The sequence below is a fragment of the uncultured Chitinophaga sp. genome (assembly GCF_902168175.1).
Lineage (GTDB): Bacteria > Bacteroidota > Bacteroidia > Chitinophagales > Chitinophagaceae > Chitinophaga.
Genome location: NZ_CABHOU010000054.1, coordinates 263,670 through 284,064, shown reverse-complemented (window position 1 = coordinate 284,064; position 20,395 = coordinate 263,670). Strand labels below are relative to the sequence as shown.

At 46.0% G+C, this 20,395-nt stretch carries 19 protein-coding genes; 5 read left to right on the top strand and 14 right to left on the bottom strand.

Translation table 11 applies throughout. From position 1 onward, the window contains the following. Positions 1 to 24: 24 nt before the first annotated feature. From QZT80_RS11825 to QZT80_RS11810, 4 genes are all read right to left on the bottom strand, one after another. Positions 25 to 2,358, bottom strand: coding sequence for a hypothetical protein (locus QZT80_RS11825; RefSeq protein WP_295121979.1), 2,334 nt, complete (start codon positions 2,356 to 2,358; stop codon positions 25 to 27). A gap of 126 nt (positions 2,359 to 2,484) precedes the next feature. Then, on the bottom strand, positions 2,485 to 3,126 hold the full coding sequence (locus QZT80_RS11820) for a DUF3267 domain-containing protein (RefSeq protein WP_295121977.1): 642 nt from the start codon (positions 3,124 to 3,126) through the stop codon (positions 2,485 to 2,487). A 14-nt stretch (positions 3,127 to 3,140) separates the two neighbouring features. Further along, positions 3,141 to 4,370 carry a diaminopimelate decarboxylase gene (gene lysA / locus QZT80_RS11815; RefSeq protein WP_295121976.1) on the bottom strand — a complete coding sequence of 410 codons (1,230 nt, stop codon included), beginning with the start codon at positions 4,368 to 4,370 and terminating at the stop codon, positions 3,141 to 3,143. Positions 4,371 to 4,452: 82 nt separating this feature from the next. After that, complete coding sequence (locus tag QZT80_RS11810; protein ID WP_295121974.1) at positions 4,453 to 4,848, bottom strand: RNA-binding S4 domain-containing protein; 396 nt, start codon at positions 4,846 to 4,848, stop codon at positions 4,453 to 4,455. A gap of 121 nt (positions 4,849 to 4,969) precedes the next feature. On the opposite strand from QZT80_RS11810, the gene QZT80_RS11805 reads away from it, so the two are divergent. After that, a complete protein-coding gene (locus QZT80_RS11805) occupies positions 4,970 to 6,394 on the top strand; it encodes a cation:proton antiporter (RefSeq protein ID WP_295121972.1) in 1,425 nt (474 codons plus the stop codon). 627 nt (positions 6,395 to 7,021) lie between these two features. On the opposite strand, the gene QZT80_RS11800 is transcribed toward QZT80_RS11805, so the two are convergent. From QZT80_RS11800 to QZT80_RS11760, 9 genes are all read right to left on the bottom strand, one after another. Beyond that, positions 7,022 to 8,296 (bottom strand): lytic transglycosylase domain-containing protein, encoded by a 1,275-nt coding sequence (locus tag QZT80_RS11800; RefSeq protein ID WP_295121970.1) that lies wholly within the window; start codon positions 8,294 to 8,296, stop codon positions 7,022 to 7,024. 39 nt (positions 8,297 to 8,335) lie between these two features. Beyond that, on the bottom strand, positions 8,336 to 9,763 hold the full coding sequence (gene gatA, locus QZT80_RS11795; RefSeq protein ID WP_295121968.1) for an Asp-tRNA(Asn)/Glu-tRNA(Gln) amidotransferase subunit GatA: 1,428 nt from the start codon (positions 9,761 to 9,763) through the stop codon (positions 8,336 to 8,338). A 72-nt stretch (positions 9,764 to 9,835) separates the two neighbouring features. Continuing rightward, complete coding sequence (locus QZT80_RS11790) at positions 9,836 to 10,069, bottom strand: twin-arginine translocase TatA/TatE family subunit (RefSeq protein ID WP_295121966.1); 234 nt, start codon at positions 10,067 to 10,069, stop codon at positions 9,836 to 9,838. Between the two features lie 176 nt (positions 10,070 to 10,245). Then, positions 10,246 to 10,593: a 50S ribosomal protein L19 gene (gene rplS / locus QZT80_RS11785; RefSeq protein WP_295121964.1), complete on the bottom strand. Its 348-nt coding sequence runs from the start codon at positions 10,591 to 10,593 to the stop codon at positions 10,246 to 10,248. A gap of 106 nt (positions 10,594 to 10,699) precedes the next feature. Continuing rightward, entirely contained in the window at positions 10,700 to 11,380 is a 681-nt protein-coding gene (gene trmD, locus QZT80_RS11780; protein WP_295121963.1) for a tRNA (guanosine(37)-N1)-methyltransferase TrmD, read from the bottom strand. 18 nt (positions 11,381 to 11,398) lie between these two features. Beyond that, entirely contained in the window at positions 11,399 to 11,917 is a 519-nt protein-coding gene (rimM, locus tag QZT80_RS11775) for a ribosome maturation factor RimM (RefSeq protein WP_295121961.1), read from the bottom strand. 92 nt (positions 11,918 to 12,009) lie between these two features. Continuing rightward, complete coding sequence (gene rpsP / locus QZT80_RS26710; RefSeq protein ID WP_367112864.1) at positions 12,010 to 12,465, bottom strand: 30S ribosomal protein S16; 456 nt, start codon at positions 12,463 to 12,465, stop codon at positions 12,010 to 12,012. A gap of 139 nt (positions 12,466 to 12,604) precedes the next feature. Further along, positions 12,605 to 13,936: a signal recognition particle protein gene (gene ffh, locus QZT80_RS11765; RefSeq protein ID WP_295121959.1), complete on the bottom strand. Its 1,332-nt coding sequence runs from the start codon at positions 13,934 to 13,936 to the stop codon at positions 12,605 to 12,607. 118 nt (positions 13,937 to 14,054) lie between these two features. Beyond that, positions 14,055 to 14,924, bottom strand: a complete 870-nt coding sequence (locus QZT80_RS11760) for an RNA polymerase sigma factor RpoD/SigA (protein ID WP_295121957.1) — start codon at positions 14,922 to 14,924, stop codon at positions 14,055 to 14,057. 428 nt (positions 14,925 to 15,352) lie between these two features. Between QZT80_RS11760 and QZT80_RS11755 the strand changes: the two genes are divergently transcribed. Further along, a complete protein-coding gene (locus tag QZT80_RS11755) occupies positions 15,353 to 15,733 on the top strand; it encodes an START-like domain-containing protein (RefSeq protein WP_295121955.1) in 381 nt (126 codons plus the stop codon). On the opposite strand, the gene QZT80_RS11750 is transcribed toward QZT80_RS11755, so the two are convergent. Then, positions 15,710 to 16,360: a hypothetical protein gene (locus QZT80_RS11750; protein ID WP_295121953.1), complete on the bottom strand. Its 651-nt coding sequence runs from the start codon at positions 16,358 to 16,360 to the stop codon at positions 15,710 to 15,712. The genes QZT80_RS11755 and QZT80_RS11750 overlap by 24 nt on opposite strands. Before the next feature lie 137 nt (positions 16,361 to 16,497). Here QZT80_RS11750 and QZT80_RS11745 point away from each other — a divergent pair, with 137 nt between their 5' ends. From QZT80_RS11745 to QZT80_RS11735, 3 genes are all read left to right on the top strand, one after another. Then, positions 16,498 to 17,952 (top strand): LptF/LptG family permease, encoded by a 1,455-nt coding sequence (locus tag QZT80_RS11745; protein WP_295121951.1) that lies wholly within the window; start codon positions 16,498 to 16,500, stop codon positions 17,950 to 17,952. 91 nt (positions 17,953 to 18,043) lie between these two features. Then, complete coding sequence (locus tag QZT80_RS11740; RefSeq protein WP_295121949.1) at positions 18,044 to 18,736, top strand: phosphatase PAP2 family protein; 693 nt, start codon at positions 18,044 to 18,046, stop codon at positions 18,734 to 18,736. 22 nt (positions 18,737 to 18,758) lie between these two features. Further along, positions 18,759 to 20,384: a glycosyltransferase family 39 protein gene (locus tag QZT80_RS11735; RefSeq protein ID WP_295121947.1), complete on the top strand. Its 1,626-nt coding sequence runs from the start codon at positions 18,759 to 18,761 to the stop codon at positions 20,382 to 20,384. The last annotated feature ends 11 nt before the right edge of the window (positions 20,385 to 20,395 follow it).

Below are 20,395 nucleotides of genomic sequence, written 5' to 3'. Positions count from 1 at the left end.
GGCTTTTTATATTGATAGTGGAATCTACGATTCAAAATTGATCTCTACACGCATCGCTTTCAGGCCACTGATGCCCTGCAGCTCCTCCAGTTCCAGCATTTCTATACCAGGCTTCAGGATGTTTTTATTCTGCAGGAACTCGATGTACTTGCGGTATTCTTCCGCTTCCCTTGCGTAAGAATATACAAGGGCGATAGTACCGGGCTGCGTCAGGCGCTGCTTCGTTTCGCGGATGCGCACCTTATCGATACGTTTCTTCATGATCTCGTAACGAATATTATATGCACCCTCCACATCAAAGCGGCGTTCGTCTTTACGGAAACTGATCTCTATCGGGTTGCTGTGTACCAGTATCAGTTGCGTTGTTTGCAACGGTACTTTTAACGAAGGCGATAGCTTATGTGTTTCCTTTGCAATGGCTGCCATGGACGTAACCTGCCACAGTCGAAGGTTTCGCAGGTAAATAAGATCAAATTTCTTTTCCGGTGCAATGGACTGGCCGATGTATATATTGTACTCAACACCATCCGTACGGTATTTCTCAAAGTAACAAGGGAACGATTCCTGCACTGCCTCGCGCTCGTTTTCCAGGTAAGCATTAACAACAGTATTAATCTGACCCAGGCTTTCCTCATACTCGCGACGGTGATGAAACACATGGCCAGTTTCCCTGTCTACCTTACTGAAATAGTTTTCCAGCGTAGGTTTCAATTGGGCGTAACCCTCATAAAGATGTTGGAGAGTAGGTCCTATCTCCTGGTCGAGAAAGTCGTTAATACGCACTTCATCTTCAGCAAACAAGGTATCACCAATGCTGTTGAGCAATACATTGTTTTTGTATTGCAACTCTTCGAGCAAGGGCAACTTCAGCTGTCCGTTAATATCGGTAAATGTTTGGGAGATGAGTTGCAGCTGCTCGCGAAGGTCTTCCCGTATTGCCGCACCACGCTCGATACTGGAGTTACGAATGTCGATGGCTCCGTATAAGGGCTGCACGCCTTCGAAACGGATATTCCCGATCTCCTGCGCATCTGCCGCCAGGTAATCCCATGCGGCTTCGGTGAATTTCCATTCCACCGCGGGTTGCAGGGCCGTGAACTTCTCTTTTATGACTTCATTAATACGCTCGGTGGCTAGTTGCCTGGCCCGGCGCAGTAACAATGCAACACTCGGATACACCGGCATCAGCTGCAACATAACATCATAATCCAATTCCTCTGCTACTGCCGAAGATATTTCCAGCACGCCCAACATATCATTTTCATGATGAATGGGTAATAACACATAGCTATTTATCCCATTCAACGGAAGATATTTCATGAACCCGTATACCTGCGCTACATCGCGTGTAACTCTCGATAATACAAGCGGCTCTTTATTTTGTGTAAGATGTTCCAGCAACTGTAGGTAAAGGCTCTGCCGCTCACCTTCATTGCGCGCATTCCCCATCAGGATGCTCGATTGAGCGGAACATTCTTCTATCACCCATTTGTTGTTCACTTTCAGGAACGGGATCAGGTTCACACGCACGTCTTTCAGTCCTAACATCGACTGCAGGTAATCCTGCAGCTGCATGTAGTTGTCTTCCTCATTACCCACACGCAGGTCCAGTACCATATTCTTGATACCTGCCATTACCTCCTGCTCCGTAACGTCCTGTACCGACCATACCACAAACCCTTCCAGCTGGAATAGTTCAAGCGGTAACAAATCCTTTAGGCGTTCAATGCTACGCTGTTTCAATGCCATTTTGCATGACTCGCCGCAATCGAATACGGGCAACTCGCCCTTCACCTTAATATCTACAAAACGCGCATCGATATTTACACGCACATAACGTTTTACACCCGTTTCCGGGTTTACAATGGCATGCACCATATCGTTCTCCTGTTTTACAGGAAAATCGTATAATCTTTCGAGTATTAATTTATACAGCCATATCAGTTTGTCCCGTTTTACCTTCTCCAGCGACATGCCTGCGGGCACGGCCTTCAACTCATCGTCCTGGAGGGCAAAGGTATTATGGAACATCTCGCTGTAGTGGAACAGCATAAAGCGGTAGGGCATGCCTATCGCATAAATATCCTGCTTTTCATTACTGGTAATGGGAAAAACGGTTGATATCACCAGGTCGAAATAAGGCCTGTATAATTCAATATTCTCTTTTACGTTCAGTGGTCCAAGCACCCTGGGGTTGCTCTCGAACTTGTCAATAATGAGTTGATAAAAAGAAGCTGTGGCAGCAGTGGAACTAGCTACCTTATCCTTCAAAAAACGAAGGAAAGGAGTAAAGGAAACCTGCGTATCTACTAACAGATCGTCTTTAAAAAGCCCGGGATGTGCAGTTAACGTTTTCATATAAAAAGAAATAAAAAAACCAGGTATTTTCTCAAATACCCCTCTAAGCATAACAAGTAGCAGCCGGTAGGAAAACTAAATCAGATCTGTTTAACAGTGAAGTGTGTTGCGCAAAGGTACATAAAATTAGTATTCAACGCTTCGTTTCAGGTAGATATAAGAGGTGCCCGTAACGGCGTCATCGAACGTAAGTGGATGACGATCAATATATTTGGCAAAATAGGCGCACAATCCAAAGTCGCCTATGCAGCAGAGGGAATGAAAACATAATATTCCCATGACAATTGCCTGCCGAACGGGATCACAAAAAGGTAAAACAGCAAAAGCAACAAACGTGATCACCACAAAAGGCGCCAACCCTATACGGTAATATTGCCGCGCTCCCAGCAACTGCATATGCGATACGGCATAAAACATAAGGTAACGCCAAATCACACCGTAGCGAACATCTTTTGCTCCATATGCCTTAAAAGCAATACCATGTATCCATTCATGAAATGGGATCAGCAATAGCGTTAAAGGTACGCCCAGGGCCGTGTAGCCCAGCCAGGCCGTAAACGACAACTGCTTTGAGACCATATACCATGCGCCCAAAGCAGTTGTGATCATCAATAATATAAAGATGGATATCCGGAACCCGGTGGTAAACTTATTTTTCGTTTTAAATCCCTCCCTTACTGGTTCCAGCATCTCCCGGAATGTAAACTTGGCCACCAGCTCGTAGCCGTTATCGGTTAACTGCTGATGTAAGCTTTCCGGGGTATCCATTAATCAAGATCAGTTTAAAGTGCTATTTCAACCTGGTTTTTCAACAGGTCGTCCAGCGTATCGCGTTTGCGGATCAGGTGTGGTTTGCCATCTTTGATCATTACTTCCGCTGGTTTAAGGCGGGAGTTGAAGTTCGACGACATTTCAAAACCATAGGCGCCGGCGTTATAGAACACCAGGTAATCACCCTCACGCACTTCCGAAATCTTACGGTCCCAGCCAAATGTATCCGTTTCGCAAATATTACCTACCACGGTGTAAATACGCTCAGTGCCTTTCGGATTAGAAATATTGCGTATCAGGTGGAAGGAATCGTAGAACATCGGACGAATCAGATGGTTAAAACCGGAGTTTACGCCAACAAATACAGTAGCCGTTGTTTGTTTAATCACGTTTGCTTTTACAACAAAATAACCTGCCTGGCTTACCAGGTATTTTCCTGGCTCAAACCAAAGCTGCAGCGGACGTTTGTATTTTTTTGAGAAGTTGTTAAACGCTTCGGTCAGTTTTTCACCCAGCAAATCGATGTCCGTTTCAGGATCGCCTGGCTGGTAAGCTACTTTAAAGCCGCTACCCAGATCAATGCTCTCCAGGTCGGGGAAATGCTCTGTCATTTCAAACATGATCTCCACGCCCCGCAGGAACACATCTACGTCTTTGATCTCAGAACCGGTGTGCATATGTAATCCGGTCACCTTCAGTTTGGTCGACTTCACAATGCGCTCGATGTGCCTGATCTGGTGAATGGAGATACCGAACTTGCTGTCAACGTGGCCAGTAGAGATCTTAAAGTTACCGCCAGCCATGATGTGCGGGTTCAAACGGATGCAGATCGGGTAGCTGCCGCCGAAGGTGTTACCAAACTGCTCGAGAATGGAAATGTTATCGATATTGATGTTTACGCCCAGTTCCTTGGCTGCAATGATTTCCTGCAGGTCCACACAGTTAGGCGTAAAAATGATATTCTTCGGATCGAAACCAGCACGCAGGCCCAGCTGCACTTCCTGGATGGATACGGTATCCAGTCCGCAGCCAAGAGAGTTCACATAACGCAATACGTTTATGTTTGTCAGTGCCTTACAGGCGTAGAAAAAGCGGGTGTCCGCCTTACTAAAGGCCTGCTTCAGCTTTCCATACTGTGTTTTAATTTTCTCAGCATGGTATATGTACACCGGGGTACCGAATTCTTCCGCCACTTTCACAAGTGTTGCGGCCGACAAAACATCGCTTTGCGTTTTTGGCATCGATTTAATGATTGAATGTGCGAAATTAATAGAAAAGGCGTAGAAAAACGCACGTTTTTCTACGATCGGGACCTGTGGGCTGCTATTCTTCGGCCTCCGTGCCCATAAAGCCGTCCAGGTCGCGGCGTTCCTTCTTCGTCGGACGGCCGATCTTACTAGGGCGTTTCCCCGTGTTAAAACTCGATGCCATACGCTGGTTCTGAATTTTATCTTCCTCCGTCGTTATATCCAGGTAATACTTAGTAGCCTCCGAATACGGCTGGCGGGTGTGCAGCAGCCCGGTTACCTCTATCGTCCATTTTCTTGCCTCGGTCTTCACATCGTACTTATCACCAACAGACACGCTCTTAGCCGCCTTCACTGAGGTGCCGTTCATTTTAACTTTACCAGTGTCGCAGGCCGCAGCCGCCATTGTGCGGGTCTTAAAAATACGGATGGACCACAAATATTTATCCAGTCGCAGTTTTTCATTACTCATACCACGAAATTATCACAATTAGTTTATCCAAAGAAGGTTATGGTGGCGTGAAATTTGCGCCGCACGGGGAAACCGGCCATTATTTTTTTTATCTTTCGCTTTGCTAAAATCATATGTTGATATGAAGAGAAGTTTTTTGTTCTACCCGCTGATCATTGGTGTGTTCGGGCTGCTGATCTGGTTTATTATCTCTAAAGGTGAAAAACTGGTACCCGAAAATATCCCTGCAGCAATTTCCACTGAAGTGGCTAAAATTTCTCCTCCTGGCGGTGGTCATGGTATTTTACATGAGTTTGTGCAACACATGAAGCACCCGCTCAGCCTTTTGCTTGTGCAGATCATCCTCATACTGGCCGTGTCAAGAATTTTTGGCGCCGCCGCCCGCAAGGTGAAGCAACCCGCAGTAGTGGGCGAAATCATTGCAGGCATCGTACTTGGCCCTTCCCTTTTCGGAATGTTATGGCCCGACGGTATGGCGGCTGTGTTCCCTGCTGCCAGTCTTAATAACCTGCAGTTCCTTAGCCAGATTGGCCTCGCATTCTTTATGTTCATTATCGGTATGGAACTCGATATCGAAAAAATCAGGAATAAGGCACACGACGCGGTGATGATCAGCCATGCAAGTATTATCATTCCCTTCTTTCTCGGCGTAACGCTGGCATACTTTATCTACCAGGAATTTGCTCCTGCAAATGTGAATTTCATTTCTTTCGCACTATTTATGGGCATTGCAATGAGCATCACGGCTTTCCCGGTGCTGGCGCGTATTGTGCAGGAGCGTAAGCTAACCGGCACACCCCTTGGCACCCTGGCCATTACTTGTGCTGCGGCCGACGATGTTACTGCCTGGTGTATTCTCGCCTGCGTAGTAGCCATTGTAAAAGCTGGCTCCATCCTGGGTGCGCTGGTAACGATAGGGCTCGCGGTTATATTCGTGGCGGGTATGCTTTACCTGGTTAAACCCTGGCTGCATAAACGTATGGTGGCTAAAGTAAGAGATGGCGAAAAACTGAGCCAACGGAATGTGGCATTCGCGTTTTTTGTGATGCTCATAGCCGGTTACGTGGCGGAAATTATCGGTATCCACATGCTGTTTGGTGCTTTCCTGGCAGGTGTTATCATGCCCAACGAAGCTAAAAAAATGCTCACAGAAAAGCTGGAAGATGTAAGCCTGCTCATCCTGCTTCCTATATTTTTCGCCTTCACAGGCCTGCGTACGCAAATTGGACTACTCAACGAAGTGCATTTGTGGACAGTTTTCAGCCTCATCATGTTGGTAGCTGTTGGAGGCAAGTTCGGTGGCAGCACGCTTTCGGCAAAGCTGGTAGGCCAGTCCTGGAGCGAAGCAATGTCCATCGGTGCGCTCATGAACACCCGCGGCCTCATGGAACTCATTGTACTCAACATCGGCTACGACCTTGGCATTCTCACGCCCGAAATATTCGCCATGATGGTACTCATGGCCCTGGCCACCACCTTCATGACGGGCCCGGTACTCGATATTATCAACTATACCACCGGCCGCAAAGTTCCTGCAACAGCCTGACGCGGTTCAAAAATACCTTAAAGCCATGTGGTTACTTACTACATGGTTTTTTTTATGAAACCAGCTACTGTATTACTTTTCAGCCGCCGTTGTGTCACTCCCTTCAACTACAGTAACAACACTGGGCAACGTTCAGCCCCTCCGTCGCAGCGGTGTATAAACCCTACCCTAAATCTAAAGGCTACTCACTTCCGCGGCATCTCAATACTAGTCAAAAGGTGAGGCGGGCATCACTAAACCCGTCATAGCGAGGCACGAAGCTATCCTCGCCGTCAGTCCTCGCTCCATTAAAAGCGTGTATCGCAAAAAGAGGTACACTGCAACAGCACTTTCCATCGCCGTTAGATATACTTCCACGTCAAATCTAAGGGTCATATCCTTCAGCTAGCATAACAAAATTGCGTAACCTGCGGTGTATACACAGCCCTGTAAATTTAAAGGCCAGTCCCTTCCACCACAGGAAACCTGATAATCAGCTTTCCGCTGTTAGGGCTGAGCGAACGTTCCCGGTTCAGTGTTGATATTTATTAACGCATCGTGCGTTGCAATAACAGCAACAAGTCATAAAATCACACAAAACAAAAAGGGCTGCCGTTAGGCAGCCCTTTTTGTTTATAATCTTAAAACTTACTTCAGCTTGGTTTTGCTAACAGTCGCTGTTGCAGGTTTCTTTGCAGTTGTTTTTTTCTTAGCTGGTGCTTTCTTCTTGTAAGAAGTGGTTTTTTTAGCCACTGCTTTAGTAGAATTAGTAGCTGGTTTCACCTCTGGTTTCGGAACAGCCGGCGGAAATTTGCTGCGGTCCACAGTAGAAGCCTTGTCGTCCAGTGTGATCTGAAGTGATTCTTTCAGTATCTCTTCTTTCTCCGCCTGGAACTCTTTCATCTTATCTTTCGGAATACGCAGCTCGTAGCTATTTTCCGCTCCTGCCAAACCTTCATAGAAGTTAGGGTTCAGGTGCTGCAGGTCTTCGTTTTCGATCTGCAGTTTTTTAGCGATCGCTTCCAGGCGATATTTACCGGAGATCGTGAATACTACAGTATTGTAGAGTTCTTCGTCCGTCAATGGTCGGGATGGAAGCGCAGGTGCCGCGATTGTTACCAGTTTTGGCTTGGGAGAATAGTCCTCGCCTACACCGAAGAAAGTATTGAACCTGTCGAGAATGTAGCCGGTGGCTATAAATTTATAAACATGGTTCCTGGATTCCTGTGGGAGGAAGTATTGAATCCCCCAGAAGTCTTGCCTGCCACTCATTTTCTGAGCGCGCAGCACACCGCCTGCACCGCAATTGTAAGCGGCAACAACCAGTAACCAGTCATCAAATTGATTGTTCAGTTCGTTAAGAAACTTGGCGGCAGCCACCGTCGATTTGTAGAAATCTTTCCGTTCGTCTACCTTTTTGCCTACACTGAGACCAAAGATGCGGGCGGTGCTGCTCATGAACTGCCATGCACCAACAGCGCCAACACGTGAGCGGGCATTGGTGTTAAAGCCAGATTCAATAAGTGCCAGGTACTTCATTTCTTCAGGGATACCATGCTCTCTGAATACTTTTTCTACCAATACAAAGTATGGCTCACTTTTGGTGATCATCACTTGTAAATGCTGGCTGTAGCGGGTAGCGAAGTCATTGATATAACCATTTACATAATGGTTATTCATTTGTTCGTACACCTTTGGGCTACGGATGGTGGATGGCAATGATGCAGCAGCCTGCTTCAACTGGGTTGTCGCCAGGCGGGGCTGAATCGTGTCCTTGGGTAAATGACCTTTCTTTAGCAATACAGAAGTATCGGCGGCTGCCACATTTGCCTGCGGCGCGATCTCGTTTACCCCACCCTTTGCTGAAGTAGACGCAGTGGCGCCCATCAACGGCAATAACATGAGTAAAAAGACTTTCGTCATACTAGTTATATTTTATTTAAACTATAAGTTACTTGTTGCTTATTGCAACAGATTATTGGCTATCTGTAACAAGTGACCTTCGTCAAATTGCTTCGCTATGATCTGAATCCCATAGGGCATTCCATTTGAATGCCGTTGCAAAGGTATCGAAACTGCGGGGACCCCTGTAAGATTAGCCAGTACCGTATAAATGTCGGCAAGGTACATGGCAATCGGGTCTTCCATTTTCTCTCCGATTTTAAAAGCTGTGGAAGGAACGGTTGGCAATAGGATAGCGTCGTAACACGACAAAATACCGTTCATCTTTTCCACCACGAGGCGTCTTACCTGCTGCGCCTTCGTGAAATAAGCGTCATAATAACCGGCGCTAAGAACAAATGTCCCTAACAATATACGCCTTTTTACTTCCTTACCAAAACCCTCAGAACGGCTTTTTTTATAAAAATCAGCCAGTTCCAGTCCGGCGGCAGGGGTACGATAACCGTACTTTACACCGTCGAACCTCGAAAGATTAGAGCTTGCCTCGGCTGTTGTCAGCACATAATAGGCAGCTACTACGTAGTCGAGGTAGTCAAAGTTAACCGCTTCCACGGTATGACCTTCTGCTTTCAAATTGTCAAAGAATTGCTCGTAACCCGCTCTCATTTCGGGATCCAGTCCTTCATGGTGCAATGCATCCTTTAAATACGCGATTTTATAGGATTTATTGCCCTCATTAAGATACGTCTGATAATCAGGCACTTCTCGTTGAGAAGCAGTGCTATCATAAGTATCGGGACCTGCGATCACTTGTAGAACCGCTGCTACATCTGCAATATTCTTGCCAAAAATGCCGATCTGATCAAAAGAAGAGGCGTAAGCTATCAACCCGTGGCGCGAAATGCGCCCATACGTGGGTTTCAGCCCGATTATCCCACAAAAATCTGCCGGCTGGCGAACGGAGCCGCCGGTATCACTACCCAAACTCACCAGGCAAAGATCGGCCTGAACAGCTACTGCCGAACCACCAGACGAACCGCCCGGCACCCGGGTGGTATCCAGCGCATTCAGCACTTTACCATGAGCAGAGTTCTCGTTCGTAGAACCCATTGCGAATTCATCACAGTTGAGGTTGCCTATAATAACAGCGTCCGCTTCCAACAGTCTCTCAACTGCCGTAGCGGAATATAATGATGTAAAACCTTTCAGAATGTTGGAGGATGCGCTCACCTCATGGTCGCGGTAACAGATCACATCCTTTATACCCGTAACCACCCCGGCCAAAGGCCCGAGTTTCTCGCCATTACGCACACGGATATCTAAAGAGCGTGCCCGCTCCAACGCCTCTTCGGCAAATACTTCAACAAAAGCATTCAAATGACGGAACTGTTCGATCCGCTCCAAATATTGGCGCACGGCATTTTCACAGGTAGTATTTCCGGCATATAGCGCTTTTTGGAAAGACGATATGCTGCTGAATTCAGACAAACCTAAACCAGTTAAAATCTACAATGGGAGATTTACTAATAGAATACCCTAAAGGGAATATGTTTCGGAAGATTATTGCTTCTGCTCGGTTGAAGAAGGAGTTTCTTTCATACCGTCCTGAATTTCCTGGCGTACGTTGTTTTTAGCATCGTTAAATTCACGGATACCTTTACCCAGGCCACGCATTAACTCAGGAATTTTTTTACCGCCAAACATCAGCAGCACTACCAGAGCAATCAACAGGATCTCGGTCATACCCAAATCCTGGAACAATAAGAGAGGCGTTTTCGCGATTAATGAAGTCATTTTCTCAGTTTTAAACGTTCAGACAGTAAAGATAGACATTAAATCGGGGTTTCCACTTAAAACACCCACTTTAAGTCTATTTTAAGAATTGAAAACGGCTACAGGGAAACGACCAGGCACAAAAAGAACGGGAACCCAACGGGCTCCCGTTATCACTAATTTTCCCTGTATTTATACTAAACCCTTTTCTCTTTAATACGGGCTGCTTTACCTGCGCGCTCGCGGAGGTAGAACAATCTTGATCTTCTAACTTTACCTACCTTGTTCAGTACGATAGAGTCAATGTTGGGAGAATACAAAGGCAAAGTCCTTTCAACACCCACACCATCAGAAATTTTTCTTACGGTGAAAGAAGCTGTAAAGCCTGTTCCCTGGATCTTCACTACGTCTCCTTTGAAGGACTGGATACGCTCCTTGTTACCTTCTACAATCTTATAGTTAACGGTAACGTTGTCACCGGCTTTGAATTTTGGAAACTCTTTTTTGGCAGTCAGCTGCTCGTGAACAAAAGAAATTGCGTTCATCTTTCAATTATTTAAGGACGGCAAAGGTAAGAAAGAAAATACAAATACCAAGAAGAACCTGGCTATTTTTTGAAAATTATCGCTTCTCACCCGCGCCAATGTTGAATTAATCGTTGTTTAAAAGGTCAGGACGCCTGTCCTTAGTGCGTTTCAACGCCATATCATGTCGCCATTCATCTATTTTCCTGTGATCGCCGCTAAGCAGCACATCGGGCACCTTCCAGCCCCTGAACTCTTCAGGACGGGTGTACACCGGCGGTGCCAGCAAATTATCCTGGAATGAGTCGAATAAGGCCGAAGTTTCGTCATTCAGTACCCCCGGCAACAGCCGGCCGATGGAATCTACCAGCACTGCAGCTGCTAACTCTCCCCCAGACAGCACAAAATCGCCTATGGATACCTCCATGGTTACAAAATGCTCCCGAAACCGCTCGTCAATGCCTTTATAGTGACCGCAGATCATCAGCAGGTTGCCCTTCAGCGACAAACCGTTGGCCATACGCTGGTCCAGGGTCTTTCCATCCGGGGTGAGGTATATTACCTCGTCGTACTGCACCTGCTTCTGCAAATCCTCTATGGCATTCACCAGTGGTTCCATCATCATCACCATACCGGCACCTCCGCCAAACTGGTAGTCGTCTACCTGCTGGTGCCTGAAAGTGGAATACTGGCGTAAATGGTGAACATTTATCTCCAGCAACCCCTTTGCCTTCGCTCTTTTAAGGATCGAATGGGAAAATGGGCTCTCCAGCAGTTCGGGCAATACGGTGATAATATCTATTCGCATAATCCGGAAATTATCAGGCTATTTGTAAATGTCCAGCAAACCGCCCGGCAGGGACAGGTGAACCGTTTGTTTCTTTTTGTCGACTTTTTGCAGTGTTTGCTCGTTGATGGGCAGTAAGGCCTCTTTACCATTCAGGGTAATCCGGGCCAGCACTTGCATCGGCATCTCAATAATCTCTTCAATAACGCCCAGGTCGCCCTCATGTTCGTCCTGCACATTAAAACCAAGTAATGATAATGGCGCGGCAGAAGCGGCTTGTTGCTTAAAATCGGTTTCAGTCAGGTAAACGCCACGCTGGAGTAGTTTACGGGCAGCTTCGGGGCTGTTTACCCCTTCCAGCTTTACGTACACTTGTTCATGGTCGCGAGGTTTGGCCTTTTCGAGGAAGTAAGGAATAAAACTATCCTTCTTTTCTTCCAGGAATAGTACTTCCACTCCTTTGAAAGAAGTTTTCTTCCCAAGACTGTGCTTGAGTATCACTTCTCCTTCCAATCCAAAAACGGCGGATATTTTTCCTATACTGAAGTAATTGGTCATAAACGGGCTATGCTGCATTGGCCAGGGCCAAAAAGCAAAAAGGGAAAGCTTGCGAGCAAACTTCCCTTTTTGAATATTGTAATCGGTAAGAATTAAGCTTCTGCTTCGCCTTCTGCAGCTGGTTCAGAAGGAGCTGGAGTTTCTTCTACTTTCCTGATAATAGGAACAGCAACTCTTGCTTTCTTCTGGCTTTCGCGGCGAGCTGATACTTTCTGCTCGTGATCTGCCTGCCACTGCTCAAATTTCTTGTAAGCAGTAGGCTCGTCGAACAGGCCCAGTTTAACACCACGCAGGAGGTGTTTCAGGTAAAGTACACCTTTGAAAGACAGTATCCTTCTAACGGTATCTGTAGGCTGAGCACCTTTCTGCAACCAACGGAGCGCCTTTTCGGTGTCGATGTTGATAGAGGCTGGTACTGTAAGCGGGTTGTAAGTTCCAATTTTCTGGATAAACTTACCATCGCGGGGCGCGCGCGCATCGGCTACAACGATGAAGTAAAAAGGTCTCTTTTTTGCGCCATGTCTCTGTAATCTGATCTTTACTGGCATAAATAAGTCGAATTATTTTTTGCGAGTTATAAAATATTGTTTCTATCGGGCAGCAAATGTACATTGAAAATTGTTATTTCCCAAAACACAATGCTTTTTTTATAAAAAATTATCTTGCCGGGTGCTGGTCAGGGGCATTTTATCTGCCCATTCCCATTCCTTTCAGTCCTTTTCCACCACCGGGCATTTTGTTCATCATCTTCATCATCTGACGCATCTGCTCGAACTGTTTCATGAACTGGTTAACGTCCTGGATATCTTTACCGGCGCCCTTTGCAATGCGTTTGCGGCGGCTTCCGTCGATCACATCCGGATCGGCACGTTCTGCCGGGGTCATAGAGTTGATCATCGCTTCAATGCCCTTAAAAGCGTCGTCGCTGATGTCCAGGTCTTTTACTGCCTTACCAACTCCGGGAATCATTCCCAACAGGTCCTTCAGGCTACCCATTTTCTTGATCTGCCCCAGCTGCTCCTTAAAATCGTCGAAATCGAATTTATTCTGACGGATCTTTTTCTCCAGCTTTTTAGCCTGCTCTTCGTCGAACTGCGCCTGCGCCCTCTCTACCAGGGTGGTAATATCACCCATTCCGAGGATACGCTGTGCCATACGCTCGGGGTAAAACACGTCAAGCGTATCGAGCTTTTCGCCCATACTCACGAACTTGATGGGCTTCTGTACGGTGTACTTGATCGTGAGGGCCGCGCCACCACGGGTATCACCATCCAGCTTGGTAAGCACCACACCCGAAAAGTCCAGGCGTTCGTTGAACGACTTTGCAGTATTAACGGCATCCTGACCAGTCATCGAATCCACTACGAACAGGATTTCCTGGGGATTAACCGCTTTTTTGATATTAGCCACTTCGGTCATCATTACCTCATCTACCGCCAAACGGCCGGCGGTATCGATAATAATTACGTTGTTACCTTTCGCTTTCGCCTCTTTGATAGCGTTTTCAGCTATCTGAACCGCGTTTTTGTTCTCAGGCTCTGCGTATACCTCTACTCCTATCTGTCCACCCAGTACTTTCAACTGGTCGATAGCCGCAGGGCGGTAAATATCCGCCGCTACCAGCAACGGTTTCTTATTTTTCTTTGTTTTGAGGAAATTGGCCAGTTTGCCCGAGAACGTGGTTTTACCAGAACCCTGCAAACCCGCGATCAGGATAACTGTAGGATTTGTTTTCAGGTCCAGTTCCACTTCCGTGTTCCCCATCAGTTCCACCAGCTCGTCTTTCACGATTTTCACCATTAACTGACCAGGTGAAATGGAAGTAAGTACTTTTTCTCCGAGGGCTTTATCTTTTACTCTATCGGTAAAATCCTTTGCTATCTTGAAGTTCACGTCCGCATCCACGAGTGCGCGGCGGATCTCTTTCACAGTAGTGGCTATATTAATCTCGGAAATGCGTCCTTCGCCTTTTAGCTGCTTAAACGCCGAGTCGAGCCGCTCCGATAGTGATTCGAACATGTTTTGTTGATTTGTGACTGTATTAAATAAAAATGGTGAATATCACGATATTCACCATTCTAAGGTCTGCAAAAATATGTTTTATTTCAGAGAAAAAGCAAACAGTAAGGCCTGCTTATCAGCTCCCGAGGTAATTCCTCAGCAGCTTGCTTCTTGAAGTAGTACGAAGTTTTGTGATCGCTTTATCCTTAATCTGGCGTACACGCTCGCGGGTGAGACCAAATTTTTCGCCGATATCTTCCAGCGACATCGGATGCTCTACAGCAATACCGAAATAAAGGATAATTACGTCTTTCTGCCTGTCTGTAAGCGTAGAAAGTGAACGTTCTATTTCGCGGCGCAATGAATCATGGTGGTCCAGTTCTTCGTCGGCGCTGGAAGCGTTCGGGTTAGCCAGTACATCCAGCAGGGAGTTGTCTTCACCATCAATGAAAGGGGCGTCCATGGATACGTGGCGGGCGGCAACACCAAGGGTGGCTTCCACTTCCTCCGTATTAATTTCCAGGATGGTAGCCAGTTCGTCGGGAGACGGCTCTCTTTCAAATTCCTGTTCGAGTTGAGAATATGCTTTGCTGATTTTGTTGGAAAGACCCACTTTATTCAGCGGTAAACGTACAATGCGCGATTGTTCGGCCAAAGCCTGGAGAATTGACTGGCGGATCCACCATACTGCGTATGAGATGAATTTAAAACCGCGGGTTTCGTCAAAACGCTGGGCTGCTTTAATCAGGCCAAGGTTGCCCTCATTAATCAGATCGCTCAGGGAAAGGCCTTGGTTCTGGTATTGTTTGGCAACAGACACCACAAAACGCAAGTTTGCTTTGGTCAATTTCTCCAAAGCGCGCTGGTCGCCCTGTTTGATGCGGATGGCCAGGTTCACTTCCTCTTCAGGAGTGATCAAATCTACTTTACCAATCTCCTGCAAATACTTCTCCAGCGACTGGGACTCCCTGTTGGTGATGGATTTGGTGATTTTTAGTTGGCGCATTGACATAGCAATCGGAACAGTTACAGGTTAATAAAATGTTAACTTTAGAAGAATGCTGAACAAAAATAACTTTTTTTAGAAGTCCACCAAAAAAAATTATTGTCTGTTAGACCATTTTCAACCAAAATCGATTGAAACGTGTTAATTTCTATAATCGCTGTAGTAGAACTCGTTACAGGCGGCGATTGAGAAAAATAGGTCAACGTGCATTACTACCTGCAATTTACGGATAAAGTGTCAAAACACCGTTTATCGTCTACAGAATTATATTTATCCATACACAAAAGGAATAATATAAAAAATTATATTCACCCGTGAAAATGAATGACTTGTCCTGTTAAAAAAAACTGGAGAAATAATTTTGATAGACTAAATATTTTTCTATAATTGCAGCACAGATGATTTTGATTCTTTAATAATACCGAGCAATGTCAAAGAAAGTGCAATATGAGTTAGAATATCCGGTACGGTGCTCTCCAAGTATCTTATATGAATTTCTATCCACCCCCGCAGGCCTGCAAGAATGGTTTGCTGATAAAGTAGATTTCAGGGATAATGTTTTTTCCTTTTCGTGGAACGGATCTGCCGAAGAGGCGGAAATACTGGACCAGGAGGAAGAAGAGTATATACGTTTACACTGGTTACACGCTCCGAAGGAGGAATTCTTCGAATTCAGAATACGGATATCAGAAGTAACCAATGAAACGATCCTGATCGTAAGAGATTTCGCAGAAAAAAAGGAAGTAGCGGACCAAAGCCAGTTATGGGATTACCAGATCAAAGATTTATTCCACCGTATCGGCAACTGATAACCTGTCCGCCTCATCCAGTAAACCTAGCAGCGTAGCGTAATCTTTCTCCGCGCCTGGTAATAAGTTTTCCCAGACATCCAGTTCATAACGTTTTGCGAACTTCACAAAAGGCCGCCCGAGAATGTTATTTTCCCATACCTGTACGTCCAAACCCGCTACAGGCAGGTAATTATCCTCCTCAAAGTTGTGTTCCCAGGGATTGTTGTTTACACAAACGTGAAAACCTTCCGCAGCCAGTGCTTCACGAGCCTGCAGCAGTCTTTTTTCGTACTTTATCTTTTCATCCCCGGATATATGCAGTGTAATGCTGAAAAACTGCCCCCACCAGAAAAGGGTGCGGATGGCGAAGATATTGTCGTTACTGAAATAACGGGGATAATCCAGTATCACATAAGGCAAATCGCGGTAGCGCTCACCCTTGGATATTTTGGCGCCCTGGGCCAGGCAATTGCCGGGGAAAGGAAACATAGCTGTAAGCGGGTGCGCTGCCAGTATTTCGTGCAGGCGGCCAAACAATCCGTATACTTTTTCTGTGATCCGGAGTTTATGGTAAATCCAGCCAGCATCGGATGCAATACTGTATTCCTCCGGTGTTAGCGCAAAATCATGCAGGCCCTTCATCATTTGTTTCAAATAATTTAACGGTATTTTAGCGTTAAGTACGTACTCCTTTAAGGAAAGGAGTTAACTTTGTTGATTACAAAAATAGCCTATTTGTTGCCGGCATTGCAGGAAGCAGGCAACATAAACGAAAACAACCGGTGAAGAAACTCGATAAACTTATTATAAAAGCCTTCCTCGGCCCATTCATCGCTACATTCTTTGTAACGCTGTTTGTGCTGGTAATGCAATTTCTCTGGAAATATATAGACGACCTTGTGGGTAAGGGCCTGGACACTGGCACCATCCTTCAACTGCTGGCCTATACCACCACCAGCCTGGTTCCATTGGCGCTGCCACTGGCCGTACTGCTTTCTTCCATCATGACATTCGGCAACCTCGGCGAAAGCTTTGAACTGGTGGCGATTAAATCGGCAGGCATCTCATTGCTGCGCTTTATCCGCCCACTGCTGTTCGTTTGTATGCTGGTTGCCCTCTTCGCCTTCCTGTTCTCCAACTACGTTATACCAGTTGCCAACCTGAAATCCAAGTCCCTACTCTGGAAGATCACGAACTCTAAACCGGCGTTCAACATTAAGCAGGGCGTGTTTTACACCGAAATAACCGGGTATGTGATAAAAGTGGGTAAAAAGGATGCGGATAACAAAACCATCCACCAGGTAATGATCTACGACCGTAATGGTGGCGGATCATCGGGTTTCGATAATCTTACGCTGGCAGATAAAGGCACCATGCAGGTGTCGGACGATAAACGTTTCCTCTACTTTATTCTTGAAAATGGCTGGCGATACGAAGAGCGTGGCACCACCAGCAATATGGAGAAAAACCAGCTGGTACGGCAGGGCTTTAAAAAATACAAAAAGGCTTTTGACCTCAGTGGTTTCGCTTTGAACCAAACCAGTGAAGAGAGTTTCAAAGACAACCAGCAAATGCTGAACGTAAAGCAGCTGGATGTTGCAATTGACTCACTCGTGAAAATTGAACAGGGTTTTTCACGCAGTGTAAACGCTTACGTAACCACGCGTTACCCTTTTTATAAATGGAAAGATACCGGCTGGCTGGCTAAAGCTCCCGCGCTTAAAGCCGACAGCTTTATGCAGATAATACCGGCCAAAGACCGCCGTTATGTATTAGAAAGGGCAGAACAGAATATCCGCGAATCACAAACTAATATCGCCTCTTCGGCTTCCGAATTTAAAGAGTTGCACAGTCGTGTGCTTTTACATAAAGTGGAGTGGCAGCGCAAGTTTACGCTGGCCTTTGCCTGCGTTGTGCTATTCCTCATTGGCGCACCGCTTGGCTCCATCATCCGCAAGGGCGGTTTAGGTACCCCGCTTGTTTTTGCTGTAATATTCTTTGTAATATTCAATATTTTCTTTATGATTGGGGAGAAAATGGCGCGCGGGGGAGTAATGCAAACCTGGAGCGGTATGTGGTTATCTAACATTATTCTTATGCCAATAGCCGCTTTCCTTGTGTATAAAGCCATGAACGATTCCCAGTTATTCAATAAAGAATTCTACTATCGTTCCTTCCAGAAATTCAAAAAATTCATTAACTCAAAAAACAAAAAACAAGAACCTACAACAATTTAGAGATTTACTGTACATACTGTTACGAGATTGATTTAGCGGCGTCTGACTATTAAGAAAACCTACAAACCTACAACTTACAAAACGCTCGACTTTGAAAACACTGGTATCACTGGTGAGGGGAAATCATTATTTCTTCCTGCCATTCGTTGCGTGGCTCGCTATTGGGGCCACCATGCAAATCGTATTTTTTTCTAAGGAAGAATTGTTTTTAGGGATAAACAGCGTTCATGCCCCGCTGTTCGACCCGTTCTTTAGCTACTTTACCTACCTGGGCGATGGCTGTGCGTTTGGATTGATGATATTGGTATTGTTACTGCTTCGTAAATACCGCCTGTTCCTGATGGCGGGGTTAACGCTGCTGGTGGTAGCCATTATTGTGCAGGTAATTAAACATCAAATGGGAGCGCCCAGGCCTATGGCTTACTTTCCCGACACCTCTCTGATACACACGGTAACGGGTGTAAGGGTACACAAGTCGCTGAGTTTTCCTTCGGGCCACACGGCTACTGCTTTTGGAATGTTTTGCTTCCTGGCTATGGCCATACGCAATAAAACGGCATCCCTGGTGTTTTTTCTATTAGCGCTTACCGCTGCATGGTCGAGAATTTACCTGGCGCAGCACTTTTTTGAAGATGTGTATATCGGCAGCATTATCGGCACATTTAGCTGTGTGTTAGTATTCTTTACCTTTAGCCTGGTAAAAGGCAGAACACCCAGTTCCGGCAGGGTCGAGGAATCTGAACCAGCTATGCAACCTTTACCCGGGTTTAATGCCCCGGTTTAAACTGTAAAAACGAAAACCATACATGAAGTACCTGTTGATTGCCGTTGTGGCCGCATTACTGTTCATCCCCTTTTTGGGCGCCGTTCACCTGTTCGACTGGGATGAAGTAAATTTTGCGGAGGCCGCACGCGAAATGATTGTTACCGGGAATTATACACAGGTACAGATAGATTTCCGGCCCTTCTGGGAAAAGCCACCGTTGTTTATATGGCTGCAGGTGATTAGCATGAAGCTGTTCGGCGTAAATGAATTTGCCGCCAGGTTCCCTAATGCAGTGGTAGGTATTGCCACCCTGCTGAGCTGCTTCGCCATTGGTAAAAGAATGGTAGACGAAAAGTTCGCGCTCTGGTGGACGCTTGCGTATGCGGGCTCCTGGCTACCGCATTTCTATTTTAAGTCGGGCATCATTGACCCAACATTTAATCTCTTCATTTTCCTATCGGTTTATTTCGCCTACCGCATCAACTGGAGCGAAAAACCTTTGCGCATGGCTATTTTCAGTGGTATTCTGCTGGGACTGGCGGTGTTAACGAAAGGTCCGGCGGCTATTATTATATGCGTGCTTTGCCTGCTGGTGTATTGGATATGGAACAAGTTCCGGATCGGTATTAAATGGACGCATTTGCTGTTGATAGTGGCATTTGCAGCGCTGGTGCCGGCGTTGTGGTTCGGGTATGAAATTATCTCGCACGGCTGGTGGTTTGTGAACGAATTCCTTGTTTACCAGGTACGCCTGTTTACTACACCCGATGCCGGGCATGGCGGCTCTTTCTTTTACCATTGGATCGTATTACTGGCAGGATGTTTCCCCGCCAGCATCTTCCTCCTCTCCTATATCCGCGGTCGCCGGAACGGCAAGTCGATCTACATTACCGAAACTACCGAACTAAAAGACTTCAAAAAATGGATGTGGACCCTTTTCTGGGTGGTGCTCATCCTCTTCTCTATAGTAGAAACCAAAATTGTACACTACTCTTCTCTCTGTTACTTTCCGCTTACCTTTCTCGCAGCACTGGCTATTTACCGGCTGGCGGAGAATAAAATGGTACTTAAAAAGTGGACGGTGTCCGTTTTGCTGGTAATAGGCATTATACTCGGCATAGCCATCGCAGCATTGCCGTTGGTAGGTTTGTACAAAAATGAACTCATTCCGCATATAGGCGACAAATTTGCCAGGGCCAACCTGGAGGCGGACGTTCCATGGAACATTGCAGAATCGGGCTTTGGCTTATTTTACATCGTACTGGTAATTGTTAGCGGCGTACTGTTGCTTCGCGGTAAAAACCGGGTAGGCCTGCTGTGTTTGTTCTTAAGCGCACTGGTACTTATCCAGGTTACCATGACGCATTTTGTACCGAAGGTGGAAAAATACTCACAAAACGCTGCTATTGAATACTTTAAAGGGTTTGAAGGGAAGGATGTATACGTGTATCCGTTAAATTATCATAGTTACGCTCACCTTTTCTATTCAAAAAAGCTATCTTCAACAAATCCTAAACAATGGGATAAAGAATGGCTGCTGAACGGACAACTGGACAAACCGGCCTATTTCATCTGCCGCATCAATCATAAAGACAAGTATAAGGATAATCCAAACCTGGAGCTGATAGGCGAAAAGAACGGGTTTGTATTCTTCCGCAGAAAATAACGACATATAAT